Below are 13,043 nucleotides of genomic sequence, written 5' to 3'. Positions count from 1 at the left end.
TAAACTTGCATTAACTTCTTTTTAACTTATTTTATCATTTGTAAGTTAAATAACTTTCGAATGAAAGAATGCGAGGTTCAACATGGCTTTTACCAGTGAAACGCTGCCCACCGATCACAAAGCATCGATTCGTCAGATGAAACAGGAACTGCGCGCGCAGATCGGCGATGTACAGCAGGTGTATAACCGCCTGAGCGAACAGATTGCCGCCCGCGTAACCGATATCAATGCCCTTAAAGCACAAGGCAAATCCGTGTGGCCACAAATTGCCTACAGCGACATTGCGCAAGGCAAGGTTAGCGAGGCGCAGCGGGCGCTTATCAAGCAACGCGGTTGTGCGGTCATTAAGGGGCATTTCCCGCGTGAGCAGGCGCTGGGCTGGGATCGCTCAATGCTGGATTACCTCGACCAGAACCATTTTGATGAGGTGTACAAAGGGCCTGGTGACAGCTTCTTTGGCACGCTGGAGGCTTCGCGCCCGGAAATCTACCCTATTTACTGGTCGCAGGCGCAGATGCAGGCGCGCCAGAGCGAGGAAATGGCCGCTGTGCAATCCTTCCTCAACCGCCTGTGGCGCTTCGAAAGTGAAGGCCAGCAATGGTTTGATCCGGATGTGAGCGTCATCTACCCGGATCGCATTCGCCGCCGTCCACCGGGAACCACCTCGAAAGGCCTCGGCGCGCATACGGATTCCGGTGCGCTGGAGCGCTGGCTGCTCCCCGCTTACCAGCGTGTGTTTGCCAGCGTGTTTAGCGGCAAATGTGAGGAATATGACCCGTGGAATGCGGCGCACCGCACCGAGGTGGAAGAGTACACGGTGGATAACACCACCAAATGTTCGGTGTTCCGCACCTTCCAGGGCTGGACAGCGTTGTCGGACATGCTCCCCGGACAAGGGTTGCTGCACGTGGTGCCGATCCCGGAAGCGATGGCGTATATTCTGCTGCGCCCGCTGCTGGATGATGTTCCGGAAGATGAGCTTTGCGGTGTGGCGCCAGGGCGTGTATTACCGGTCTCGGAGAAGTGGCATCCGCTGCTGATGGAAGCCCTGAGCAGCATTCCGGCGCTGGAAGCCGGGGATTCCGTATGGTGGCACTGCGATGTGATCCACTCGGTTGCGCCGGTGGAAAACCAGCAAGGCTGGGGCAATGTGATGTACATTCCCGCCGCGCCGCTGTGTGCGAAAAATCTCGCGTATGCGCGCAAAGTGAAGATCGCGCTGGAACAAGGTGCTTCGCCGGGCGATTTTCCGCGTGAGAACTACGAAAGCGACTGGTCAGGCCGCTTTACGCTGGACGACCTGAATATTCATGGTAAGCGCGCGCTGGGTATGGACGTTTAGACGTCATACAACCCTTCACGCTCCACGGCGGTACGTTGTTGCCCTGGACGTATCCGCCGTACCGATTCGCGCACCGCAAGCGTACCGTTGAGTAACAGCGAACCGGTAGTGGCCTGCGGGCGGATCAACCGCTGTTGCAGCAGGTGTACCGCCTCCACGCCAAGTTCATCACGCGGGACATGCACCGCGGTAAGCGGCACATCCTGAATCGCCGCCAGATTAAAAGCGTCAATGCTCATCACCGAGACATCCTGCGGCACGCGCAGCCCACGCTGCTGGAGCGCATGAACCGTGCCTTCCGCCATAAAATCGCCCCCGACGAGAAAGGCGGTAGGCGGTGATTTATGCGCCGGATCATCAAGCCACTCCCCTACCCGCATCCCCGCTTCTTTGGCACTAAAACTGGGGACGGTGATCAGATCCCGCTTACTTTGGAAACGCAGATTGCGCCGCTGCCAGGCCTCTTTGATGCCCGCCAGGCGCAGATCCATCGTGTAGCGACGCAGGCACATCACATTCACCACCTCGCGGTGGCCCATATCAAACAGATAATTTGCAGCAAACTCGCCGATCGTGCGGTGATCCGGCGCGATGGAAGGCAAACGCATACGCCCGTCACGGCAGTTGATTAACACGCAGGGTTTACCCATATCCGCCGCCAGGTCATGAATATGGGGATCATCAATGCCCAGCAGGATCGCCGCCTGGGTTTCCGCTGCGTTCATGCGCGCGAGAAATTCATTGGCGTCGCTGTCCAGCTCTTCCAGCGCGCAGTAGCGCAGCCGCACTTCATGGGGTGATAACGCTTTGTTAATGCTCTGGATCACACGGTAATAGAAGATATCGGAACGCTCATCAAAGGCCCGCTGCGGTGCGAAAACAATCAGGTTATTCAGCAACAGCCGCCCGGCGGCAATCCCCTCCATCACCCCCAGCTCACGCGCGCAGGCCAACACTGCTGTGCGCGCTTTTTCACTGGTATTGGCTTTGCCTGCCAGCACGCGGGAAACCGTGCTGGTCGACAGATTCGTACGCAGGGCAATTTCGGTGATTTTGAGCTTTTTATCCATTCTGTGATCTTGCTCCGTTTCCGAAATGGGAAAATTTTCATGAATCGAAAAGCCTGATATTCATGGCATCGATACAAGTTTGCCGCATGTCGTCGCTGATTGATGAGAATCCTTGCACAAAATCCACTTTAGCTGCCGATTTTTCTCGCCTAACGTAAACGTGTCATACAACTTCCATACTAGTTGTAGGAACAATAACCAAAAAAATGCAGATAAATCATCATGCAAACCTGTGCGGTATAACAACTCCGCAAGAGTTTGCCCCGACTTCCCTACAAGAAGATATGCGGAGAAAAGAATGAGCCAGGGGATCAACAATGAAATGGCGGCCAGCAAGAGCCGCCGGATAGTCAAAAAATTACGCTGGTGGATGTTGGTGCTGTTCTTATTCGGCGTCACGGTGAACTACATCACCCGAAACTCGCTGGGGATTCTGGCACCGGAATTAAAAACCAGCCTCGGCATCACCACCGAACAATACTCATGGATTGTCGGCGCGTTTCAGCTGGCTTACACCATTTTCCAGCCGCTGTGTGGCTGGCTGATTGACGTGATTGGCCTGAAAGTTGGCTTTATGGTGTGCGCCATCATCTGGGCGCTGGCCTGTATTTTCCACGCTGGCGCAGGCAGTTGGGTACATCTGGCGATTTTGCGTTTCACCATGGGCGCATCGGAAGCGGCGGCTACACCGGCGAACGCCAAAACTATCGGCGAATGGTTCCCGAAATCAGAACGCCCGGTGGCTGCCGGTTGGGCGGGCGTGGGCTTCTCGATTGGTGCCATGCTGGCTCCGCCGATTATCTACTTCGCTCACGCCTCATTTGGCTGGCAGGGCGCGTTTATGTTTACCGGTGTGCTGGCGCTGCTGTGGGTGATTTTGTGGTGGGCGTTTTACCATAACCCGGACAAACACCCGAACCTCAGTAAAGACGAGCTGACCTTTATTCAGCAGGATAATGAACCACCCGCGGTCAAACTGCCCTTCTTTACCGCTCTGAAAACTGTCTCGAAAAACAAACGCTTTTACGGTATCGCCATCCCGGCGTTTATGGCAGAACCGGCCTGGGCGGTGCTGAGCTTCTGGGTGCCGCTCTATCTGGCGAAAGAACACGGTATGGATCTGAAACAGATCGCCATGTTCGCCTGGCTGCCGTTCCTCGCCGCCGATCTCGGTAGCGTCGCCAGCGGTTACCTGACCAAACTCTATACCCGCTGGTTTGGCTGCTCCCGCGTGAACTCGGTGGTTGCCAGCTCGGTGACCGGCGCATTTTTGATGATTTCGCTCGCCATTGTCGCGATTACCCGCGATCCATACATCACCATCGTGCTGATTTCGATTGGCGGTTTTGGCCATCAGATCATCTCCTGCATGTTGAGCGCACTGGTGGTGGAATCCTTCGATAAAGGCCAGATGGCAACAGTAAATGGCATGCGCGGCTCGGCGGCGTGGATCGCCAGCTTCCTCTTCTCACTGCTGATTGGCGTCACCGCCGACAAAATTGGTTTCAACCCGCTGTTTATTGCCATGGGTTTCTTTGACCTGATTGGCGCTTGTTTCCTGGTGGCATTTATTGCTGAACGACGCGCAAAACGCGCCTGATTGTGGATGTCTGATATGAAAACCCTGAAGAACTGGACGTTACAAAACCAGGCCGCTCACCATGTTGAGCTGCTGGTAGACGGGCAACACACCCTGTGTCTGTATGTGCTGGAAGAGAACCTGTTCCGCGTGCTGCTCAAGCGTAAAGGCGAGCTGGCGCTGGACAGAACCTGGAGCATTGCACCGAAAGATGATGTGCCGTGGGAAGGCCGCTCGCGCGACGATCTGTCGGGTTTTAGCCTGCCGCACTGGTCGCTGGCGCAACAGCACGAGACATTAACCATTGAGAGCACAAAACTGCGCGTCACAGTGCACCAGCCGCTGTGGCTGGAGTGGCACTACCGTAACGACGCGGGTGAGTGGCAATGGCTGGCGAGCGATCGCCCGACCAGCGCGTATCTGGTTAACGCCCATGGCGACGGCGTGGCGCACTATCTCAGCCGTAAAAAAGAGGAGCGTTTCTACGGCCTCGGCGAAAAAGCGGGCAACCTGCAACGCAATGGTCAACGCTATGAGATGCGCAACCTTGATGCGATGGGCTATAACGCTGCCAGCACCGACCCGCTGTACAAGCATATTCCGTTTACTCTCACCCGCCGCGACGATATCAGCTACGGACTGTTTTATGACAACCTCAGCAGTTGCTGGCTGGATCTGGGTAACGAGATCGATAACTATCACACCACCTATCGCCGCTGGCAGGCGGAAGCGGGCGATATTGATTACTACATTTTTACCGGCGCGCGTGCGCTGGATGTTACCAAAGCGTTTGTGTGCCTCACCGGGAAAACGCTGTTCGGCCCGAAATGGAGCCTCGGTTATAGCGGCTCAACCATGCATTACACCGATGCGCCGGATGCGCAAAACCAGCTGATGAATTTTATTCGTCTGTGCGAAGAACACGCGATTCCGTGCGATTCGTTCCAGCTCTCATCCGGCTACACCTCGATTAACGGCAAGCGCTATGTCTTTAACTGGAACTACGACAAAGTGCCGCAGCCGAAGGTGATGAGCCAGGCGTTCCACGATGCGGGACTGAAACTGGCGGCGAATATCAAACCCTGTCTGTTGCAGGATCACCCGCGTTATAGCGAAGTGGCGAAGCGCGGTCTGTTTATTCGCGATTCCGAAACCGATGCGCCGGAACGCTCCAGTTTCTGGGATGACGAAGGCTCACACCTCGACTTTACCAACCCGCAGACTGTCACCTGGTGGCAGGAAGGCGTCACCACGCAACTGCTGGAGATGGGCATCGATTCGACCTGGAACGATAACAACGAGTTTGAAGTGTGGGACGGCGAAGCGCGCTGCCACGGTTTTGGCCAGCAAATTGCCATCAAACATATTCGCCCGGTGATGCCGCTGCTGATGATGCGCGCGTCGATGGAAGCGCAGCAGCGTTTTGCTCCGCAAAAGCGCCCGTACCTGATCTCCCGTTCCGGCTGCGCCGGGATGCAGCGTTATGTACAAACCTGGAGCGGTGATAACCGTACCAACTGGGACACGTTGCGCTACAACATCCGCATGGGCGTGGGCATGAGTTTGTCCGGTTTGTATAACGTGGGCCACGATGTCGGCGGTTTTTCCGGCGATAAACCGGATGCGGAGCTGTTTGTGCGTTGGGTGCAAAACGGGGTGATGCACCCGCGTTTCACCATCCATTCGTGGAACGACGATCACACAGTGAACGAACCATGGATGTATCCGGCGATCACACCGTCGATCCGCAGCGCAATTGAGCTGCGCTACCGTCTGCTGCCCTATCTTTATACGCTGCTGTGGCAGGCACATGCTGACGACGAACCGATGCTGCGCCCGACGTTCCTCGATCACGAACATGACGAGCAGACGTTCGAAGAGTGCGACGACTTCCTGCTTGGCCGCGATCTTCTGGTGGCAAGCGTCGTCGAACCCGGCCAGCGCGAGCGCCGCGTCTGGCTGCCAGCCAACAATAGCGGCTGGTACGATTTTTACACCGGTTGCTGGTATGCGCCTGGCCAGTGGGTGACGCTGGATGCGCCGCTGGAAACGCTGCCGCTGCTGGTGCGTGCCGGTGCCGGTCTGCCGCTTAGCGATCGCATCAGGCATGTTGATGCCAAAGCGGATACCACGCGTGAGCTGCACCTGTTCCCGGTGAAGGGTCCCGGGCGTTCACGCGGCCTGCTGTTTGAGGATGATGGTGAGTCCTGGGGCTATAAAGAGGGCAACGCGCTGTGGCTGGAGTGGGAGATGGTTTGCTCGGGCAGCACCATTGATTTGCAGGTACATACGCGCGGCGACTATCGCCCGGCCTGGCAGGCGCTAAAAGTGACGCTGCCTGCGGGTGAAAACCGCCAGTTGTTAATTAATGGCATTGCGGCCAGCGAGTGGACGTTTGCTTAATGTGAAAAGCCCGGAAGCCATGTGCTTACCGGGCTTGCTTCACTTATTTACCTGAGTATTTCACAGCAAATCTGCGTATCTCCGGGGACTTACACAAGTCAGTGACCGGGGGACGAAGGTGCAGCCAACACACCTGTGATGTGGGAAAGGACGGTAAAGTATTTACCTCAGTATTTCGCGCGACAGGAAGGCGGCCAACCTGAGTCTCCCCGGGAGCTTACACAAGTCAGTGACCGGGGGACGAAGGCGCAGCCAACACACCTGTCGCGTGGAAGACGACGGTAAATTTATTCGATACCTTTACTGCGCAAATAATCCTCATAATTCCCGGAGAAATCCACCACGCGCTGCGGCGTAATCTCAATCACGCGGGTTGCCAGCGAACTAACAAACTCACGGTCGTGGGAAACGAAGATCAATGTGCCCTGATACATCTCCAGCGCCATGTTCAGCGATTCGATGGATTCCATATCCAGGTGGTTGGTCGGTTCGTCCATAACGAGGATGTTCGGTTTTTGCATCATCAGCTTGCCGAACAGCATGCGACCTTTTTCACCCCCGGAGAGCACTTTCGCCGGTTTCTTAATATCGTCCTGGCTGAACAGCAGACGACCGAGGATACTGCGCACCGCTTGTTCGTCATCGCCTTCCTGTTTCCACTGGCTCATCCAGTCGAAGACGGTCAGATCGTTATCAAAGTCTTCGGCGTGATCCTGCGCGTAGTAACCGATTTGCGCGTTTTCAGACCACTTAACGGTACCATTATCGGGCTCAAGCTCGCCCACCAGCGTTTTCAGCATGGTGGATTTACCCACGCCGTTCGCACCCAGAATGGCGATTTTCTCACCCACTTCCAGCAGCAGATTGAAGTTTTTAAACAGCGGGCCTTCATCAAAACCTTTGCTAAGTGCTTCCACTTCCAGCGCGTTACGGAACAATTTCTTGTCCTGTTCGAAGCGGATAAACGGGTTCTGACGACTGGAGGCCTTAACCTCTTCCAGTTTGATTTTGTCGATCTGACGTGCGCGGGACGTCGCCTGGCGAGATTTAGAGGCGTTCGCGCTAAAGCGGCTGACGAACGATTGCAGATCGGCGATCTGCGCTTTTTTCTTGGCGTTATCCGCCAGCAGACGTTCACGCGCCTGCGTTGCCGCCGTCATGTATTCGTCGTAGTTGCCGGGGTAAACACGCAGCTCGCCGTAATCGAGATCCGCCATGTGCGTACAGACCATGTTAAGGAAGTGGCGGTCGTGCGAAATGATGATCATGGTGCTGTCGCGTTCGTTCAGCACCTGCTCCAGCCAGCGAATGGTGTCGATGTCCAGGTTGTTGGTCGGTTCATCGAGCAGCAAAATGTCCGGGTTGGCAAATAGCGCCTGCGCCAGTAACACACGCAGTTTCCAGCCGGGAGCGATTTCGCTCATCGGACCGTAATGCTGCTCAACCGGAATACCGACGCCGAGCAGCAGTTCGCCCGCACGCGCTTCCGCCGAGTAGCCGTCCATTTCGCCGTACTGCACTTCGAGGTCGGCCACTTTGTAGCCGTCCTCTTCGCTCATTTCCGCGAGGCCATAAATACGGTCGCGTTCCTGTTTCACTTCCCACAGTTCCGCATGGCCCATGATCACCGTGTCGAGCACGCTGAACTCTTCAAAGGCGAACTGATCCTGGCGCAGCTTACCGATGCGCTCATTCGGATCGAGAGAGACGTTACCCAGCGTCGGCTCTAAATCGCCGCCGAGGATTTTCATAAAGGTGGATTTACCACTCCCGTTAGCCCCGATCAGGCCGTAACGGTTGCCGCCGCCAAATTTGACGGAGATATTTTCGAACAGCGGCTTGCTGCCGAATTGCATGGTGACGTTGCTGGTGACTAACACAGAGGTATCCTGAAATATGTGACAAACACCCTATTATGCCACAATTCCGAATTAGATTCCTGCCTGGTGTCAGACCACTAAACTGCAAGCAAAGGGAAAAAAGTGTGATTTCGTACACATCTGAATTCCCTGGACGGTGGAATGCACATATAATGCGCTTCCTGCATTCTCAACCCAACGGCCAGTGTGGCAATAAGTCTTGCATAAGATGAACATGAAATTAACAACCCTTTTAGCGGCGGCGTTTGCTGTCGTGGGATTTTGCAAAAGCGCGTCTGCTGTTACATATCCGCTGCCGACTGATGGCAGTCGTTTGATCGGTCAGAACCAGGTCGTCACTATTCCGGAAGGCAATAACCAGCCGCTGGAATATTTTGCGGCTGAATATCAAATGGGTCTGTCCAACATGCTGGAAGCAAACCCAGGCATTGATGCCTACCTGCCGAAAGGCGGCACTGTGATGAATGTTCCACAGCAGCTGATCCTGCCGGATACGGTTCACGAAGGGATCGTGATCAACAGTGCGGAAATGCGCCTCTACTACTATCCGAAAGGCACCAACACGGTGATCGTGCTGCCAATCGGTATCGGCCAGTTGGGTAAAGACACCCCGATTGCCTGGACCACCAAAGTAGAACGTAAAAAAGCCGGTCCGACCTGGACGCCGACGGCGAAAATGCACGCGGAATATGCAGCGATGGGTCAACCGCTGCCGCCGGTTGTACCGGCTGGCCCGGATAACCCGATGGGTCTGTACGCGCTCTATATCGGCCGCCTGTACGCCATTCACGGCACCAACGCTAACTTCGGTATCGGCCTGCGCGTGAGCCACGGCTGTGTGCGTCTGCGCAACGACGACATCAAATTCCTGTTCGAAAACGTGCCGGTCGGTACGCGCGTACAGTTTATTGATGAGCCGGTAAAAGCGACCACCGAGCCGGATGGCAGCCGCTACATCGAAGTTCACAACCCGCTGTCCACCACCGAAGCGCAGTTCACCGGTGGTGAGATTGTGCCGATTGCGCTGACCAAAGCGGTGCAGGCAGTGACCAACCAGTCTGATGTTGATTCAAACGTGGTTGATCAGGCAATTCAGAACCGTTCCGGTATGCCGGTTCGTCTGAACTGATTACGGTTGATAGCATAAAAAAGCGGAGCAATGGCTCCGCTTTTTTTTACCCGTGATTCACCACAATAATGCCACCGTGATCGTAACGGTAATGACAATGGGCATATTCCAGCGGCGTGCCATCCTCCAGATAAATCACCTGCTCCACTTCCAGCACCGGATCGGTCTCTTCGCAATTCAGATACTGTTTATCTTCCGCCCAGGGTTTTAAGGCGCGCACAATGCGGTATGACCCCATAATCTTCAGCGCCAGATCGTCCTGCACATAGCGAAACACGGAGCTTTCCAGATGACCGCGGTTTAACCCCGGCACCAGGTTCACCGGCATCAGCGTAAACTCCAGCGACATCGGTTCACCTTCCAGCAACCGCAGGCGAATGAAGTCATACACCGGGTCATCCGGCCCCACCAGCAGCGAGGCCTGCTCCTTTTCCGTGGGGAAACGCAACTCGAAGCGGATGATTTTACTGGTCACTTCACCGACGTTTTCCCAGGTTTTGGTCGCGCCAAAATAGTCGCTACCGGGTAGATCCCAGCGCGACAGTTGCAGGAAATTCTTGCGGATAAACGTGCCCTGGCCCTGACGGGTATAAACCAGCCCTTCAACAATTAGCTGGCGCATCGCCTGCTGAATGGTCATCCGGCTGGTGGCAAACTCCGCCGCCAGCGCGAACTGATCCGGCAATGGTGCGCTGGCGGCGTACTGCTGGCTGAGAATGCGCCGCTTAATTTCCCGCGCGATAGTGATGTATTTTGCCGCCATAGCCTTCCTTCGTTTTTAGTCTATCCCATTGTTTCTTAAGGCCACTCTCTCGGCTATTTTGAGGAAAGGCAGGTAGAAGAATACACCAAAGATGATGATTATCAACTGAACCACCACCGCCCGCCAGTCGCCTGCGGTGGCCAGCCAGGCGCTTAAAATCGGCGGCGTTGTCCACGGGATCATCACCACACAGCGCGACATCCAACCGAGCGTAGTACAAAGCCAGGCAAACCAAATCCCCAGCGCCGGAAGCAGCACAAACGGGATCATTAGCGGCAGGTTAAAGACGATGGGCAGACCGAAAATCACCGGTTCATTAATATTGAATAAGCCAGGCGAGATGGCGAGCCGCGCCACCTGTTTCGCCGACTGCTGCTTCGCGAAGATAAAGATGGCGATCAGCAGCGAAAGGGTGCTGCCGGTGCCGCCAATCATACCGAACGTGGGCACAAAAATACTGTTGATGATATGCGGGATTGGCTGCCCGTTGGCAAAGGCCAGCATGTTCTCGTTGGTGTTAATCAACAGCAGGGGTTCAAGGATCACACCGTTGACCACTGTCTGGTGAATACCGAGCGTAAACAGAAAGTTACCAAAGCTATAGATAAACAGCGTGCCCGGTAAACTGGTATTAATCTGCCGCAACGGTTGCTGGATAAGCGTGGTGATAAGGTGAATCAAATCCGTGTGCAACAGGTTCGCCAGCAGCGCCGCAACAATGGCGAACAGCGAGAGGGTAATGATTGCCGGAATCAGCGAGGAGAAAGATTGCCCCACCGCCGAGGGCACATTTTCCCCGAGCGAAATAGCAAATTTCTTCACGCTGGCGACGCGGATAAACAGCTCCGTTGAGAGCAAACCAATAATTACCCCGGCGAAAATCCCCGTCGTGCCAATGTTGGTGAACGCCAGCATTTGCGTCACGCTTACCGTTGCTTTCCCGCCAGCGGGCACCACATCCAGTTGCATCGGCATCATGATGATGAAACTGGAGATCGCAATGACCACCGCCGACACCGGATTGTCAAAGTTCTTATTGCGCGCCAGCGACCAGGCGGTCATCGGCGAAATTAATAACGCGGCGATATTCAGCGTGCCGTTGATCACCGCCTCGCCCCAGACTTTAAAACGCGCCAGCGTTTCCCCTTCCAGCACCCAGGGGAAAACCACGTTATTAATCAATACCGCCAGCCCGGCGAGGATAAAAATCGGCATCACCGCCGCAAACGCGTCACGCAGCGATCGCAGATGCACCTGGTTTGCCAGCCGGGCGGAGAACTCGACAAATTTATCGACGAATGACTGCATTTTCGGCGTGATGTTGCTGTCAGACATTGCGGCTACCCTCTCAATCGTTACTTACATGTCGCGGCCGTTGCTGCGAATCAGCTGTTGCAGCCAGCGATAGCTCTTTTTCGGTACGCGTTTTAAATCTTTCAGGTCGTGGTTTTCGCGATTGACGTACACCACGCCGTAGCGCTTACGCATATCGCCCTGGGAACTGAGAATGTCGATCAAGCCCCAGCCGAGGTAGCCCAACACCTGTGCGCCGTCCTCAAAGATGGCGTCCTGCATCGCCTGGATATGGTCGCGGTGATAAGCAATGCGGTAATCGTCCTCAATCGGGTTAACGCCGTCCCAGTCTTCAATCACGCCGATGCCGTTTTCAATCGGGAACACCGGCAAGCGCCAGTCGTTGTAATAGCGGGTAATAATGGCGCGAAAACCGAGTGGATCGATTTGCCAGCCCCATTCGGTCGCCTCAAGATAGGGGTTCGCTTTATCGCCCTGTTGCAGGAAATAATTGACCGGGGTTCCCGGCGCAATGGCATCGCTGTCGAGGGTTTTGCTGGCGTAGTAACTAAACGCCATAAAGTCGTTTTTGACCCGCGCGATTTCCGCCAAATCCTCATCACGGTAGATATCGCGAAAACCTTCTCTTTCGACCACCGCCAGCACTTCCGGGCTGTATCCCTGCCCGGCATACACTCGCAGTAAGTTTTGATTGAGGAATTCGTCATATTGCGTGGTGCAAAATACATCGCGCGGTTTGCAGGTCGCCGGATAAACCAGCTGGTGCGCCAGCATGCCGCCCATTAATTTTCCGGGCTGGGTAGCGTGCAGATAATGGGTCAGCAGCACATGCGCCATCATCACATGGTGCTGAATCTGATAAAGCTCACGCAGGGTTTTCTCACCTTGCAGATAGCCACCGACCTGAAACGCGCCTGGCATGTGGTAAATATTCTGCTCGTTAAACGTCAGCCAGTACTTCACCCGGCTGCCAAAGCAGTCGATCATCTTTTTGCCGTAGCGTACAAAAGCGTCCTGCACGCGCCGATCGGCAAAACCGTTGTACTGCTCTGCCAACGACAGCGGCATATCAAAGTGGTAGAGGCAGATCATCGGCTCAATGCCGCGCGCCAGCAGATCGTCGATAAAGCGGTCATAAAAGGCGATACCCTCGTCATTGAACTCGCCATCACCCTGCGGGCAAACGCGGCTCCAGGAAATCTGGAAACGGTAGCAGTTCATGCCCAGATCCTGCATCAGGTCGAAATCCTCCTGATAGCGGTGGTAGGAATCAGTGGCGACTTTCCAGTCGGAGGCAAATTCGCTGGCTTCGCGAATATCGTAGACCGACATCCCTTTCCCGCCCTCGTTCCACGCGCCTTCGGTCTGCATGCTGGATACGGAGTTACCCCATAAAAAGCCGTTCGGTAACGCTTTGCTCATATTGCTTCTCCATGACTAGTCATTTTCAAGATATGACTAGTCATATAGATAACGGCGAAAAAATGGGCAAAAGGGACGATGCGATTTTGTGACGCTATTCGAAAGAAAAGAAAAACGCGACGGGGTGAGCGTCGCGTTTGA

At 55.0% G+C, this 13,043-nt stretch carries 9 protein-coding genes; 4 read left to right on the top strand and 5 right to left on the bottom strand.

All coding sequences use genetic code 11. From position 1 onward, the window contains the following. The first annotated feature begins 82 nt into the window (after nt 1-82). Nucleotides 83-1,342, top strand: a complete 1,260-nt coding sequence (locus H650_RS21640) for a DUF1479 domain-containing protein (protein WP_020457147.1) — start codon at nt 83-85, stop codon at nt 1,340-1,342. Here H650_RS21640 and H650_RS21635 read toward each other — a convergent pair. Next, nucleotides 1,339-2,412 (bottom strand): LacI family DNA-binding transcriptional regulator, encoded by a 1,074-nt coding sequence (locus tag H650_RS21635; protein WP_020457146.1) that lies wholly within the window; start codon nt 2,410-2,412, stop codon nt 1,339-1,341. The two genes, H650_RS21640 and H650_RS21635, sit on opposite strands and share 4 nt — an antisense overlap. Nucleotides 2,413-2,710: 298 nt before the next feature. Here H650_RS21635 and H650_RS21630 point away from each other — a divergent pair, with 298 nt between their 5' ends. Continuing rightward, on the top strand, nt 2,711-4,012 hold the full coding sequence (locus H650_RS21630) for an MFS transporter (protein WP_020457145.1): 1,302 nt from the start codon (nt 2,711-2,713) through the stop codon (nt 4,010-4,012). A gap of 15 nt (nt 4,013-4,027) precedes the next feature. After that, nucleotides 4,028-6,394: a glycoside hydrolase family 31 protein gene (locus tag H650_RS21625; RefSeq protein ID WP_020457144.1), complete on the top strand. Its 2,367-nt coding sequence runs from the start codon at nt 4,028-4,030 to the stop codon at nt 6,392-6,394. Nucleotides 6,395-6,681: 287 nt separating this feature from the next. Here the strand turns inward: H650_RS21625 and H650_RS21620 are convergent, their stop codons facing one another. Then, nucleotides 6,682-8,274, bottom strand: coding sequence for an ABC-F family ATPase (locus H650_RS21620; protein WP_020457143.1), 1,593 nt, complete (start codon nt 8,272-8,274; stop codon nt 6,682-6,684). A gap of 208 nt (nt 8,275-8,482) precedes the next feature. Between H650_RS21620 and ldtB the strand changes: the two genes are divergently transcribed. Next, on the top strand, nt 8,483-9,403 hold the full coding sequence (gene ldtB / locus H650_RS21615) for a L,D-transpeptidase (protein WP_017456038.1): 921 nt from the start codon (nt 8,483-8,485) through the stop codon (nt 9,401-9,403). Nucleotides 9,404-9,449: 46 nt separating this feature from the next. Here the strand turns inward: ldtB and H650_RS21610 are convergent, their stop codons facing one another. From H650_RS21610 to H650_RS21600, 3 genes are read right to left on the bottom strand one after another with little or no spacing between them, the layout of a single operon-like run. Next, nucleotides 9,450-10,166 (bottom strand): GntR family transcriptional regulator, encoded by a 717-nt coding sequence (locus tag H650_RS21610; RefSeq protein ID WP_017456037.1) that lies wholly within the window; start codon nt 10,164-10,166, stop codon nt 9,450-9,452. A 15-nt stretch (nt 10,167-10,181) separates the two neighbouring features. Next, complete coding sequence (locus H650_RS21605; protein ID WP_020457141.1) at nt 10,182-11,501, bottom strand: PTS sugar transporter subunit IIC; 1,320 nt, start codon at nt 11,499-11,501, stop codon at nt 10,182-10,184. Nucleotides 11,502-11,525: 24 nt separating this feature from the next. After that, entirely contained in the window at nt 11,526-12,902 is a 1,377-nt protein-coding gene (locus H650_RS21600; protein ID WP_020457140.1) for a glycoside hydrolase family 1 protein, read from the bottom strand. Between the last annotated feature and the right edge of the window lie 141 nt (nt 12,903-13,043).

Origin of the sequence: Enterobacter sp. R4-368 (assembly GCF_000410515.1) — a bacterium.
In the GTDB taxonomy this organism is placed as follows: domain Bacteria; phylum Pseudomonadota; class Gammaproteobacteria; order Enterobacterales; family Enterobacteriaceae; genus Kosakonia.
Note: the sequence above shows the minus strand (reverse complement) of the source record. Positions and strands in the feature narration are given on the sequence as shown.

Bases quoted from the DNA above. Each gene is read 5' to 3' on its own strand.
- H650_RS21640 (WP_020457147.1), top strand. From the start codon at position 83: ATGGCTTTTACCAGTGAAACGCTGCCCACCGATCACAAAGCATCGATT.
- H650_RS21635 (WP_020457146.1), bottom strand. From the start codon at position 2,412: ATGGATAAAAAGCTCAAAATCACCGAAATTGCCCTGCGTACGAATCTG.
- H650_RS21630 (WP_020457145.1), top strand. From the start codon at position 2,711: ATGAGCCAGGGGATCAACAATGAAATGGCGGCCAGCAAGAGCCGCCGG.
- H650_RS21625 (WP_020457144.1), top strand. From the start codon at position 4,028: ATGAAAACCCTGAAGAACTGGACGTTACAAAACCAGGCCGCTCACCAT.
- ldtB (WP_017456038.1), top strand. From the start codon at position 8,483: ATGAACATGAAATTAACAACCCTTTTAGCGGCGGCGTTTGCTGTCGTG.
- H650_RS21610 (WP_017456037.1), bottom strand. From the start codon at position 10,166: ATGGCGGCAAAATACATCACTATCGCGCGGGAAATTAAGCGGCGCATT.
- H650_RS21605 (WP_020457141.1), bottom strand. From the start codon at position 11,501: ATGTCTGACAGCAACATCACGCCGAAAATGCAGTCATTCGTCGATAAA.
- H650_RS21600 (WP_020457140.1), bottom strand. From the start codon at position 12,902: ATGAGCAAAGCGTTACCGAACGGCTTTTTATGGGGTAACTCCGTATCC.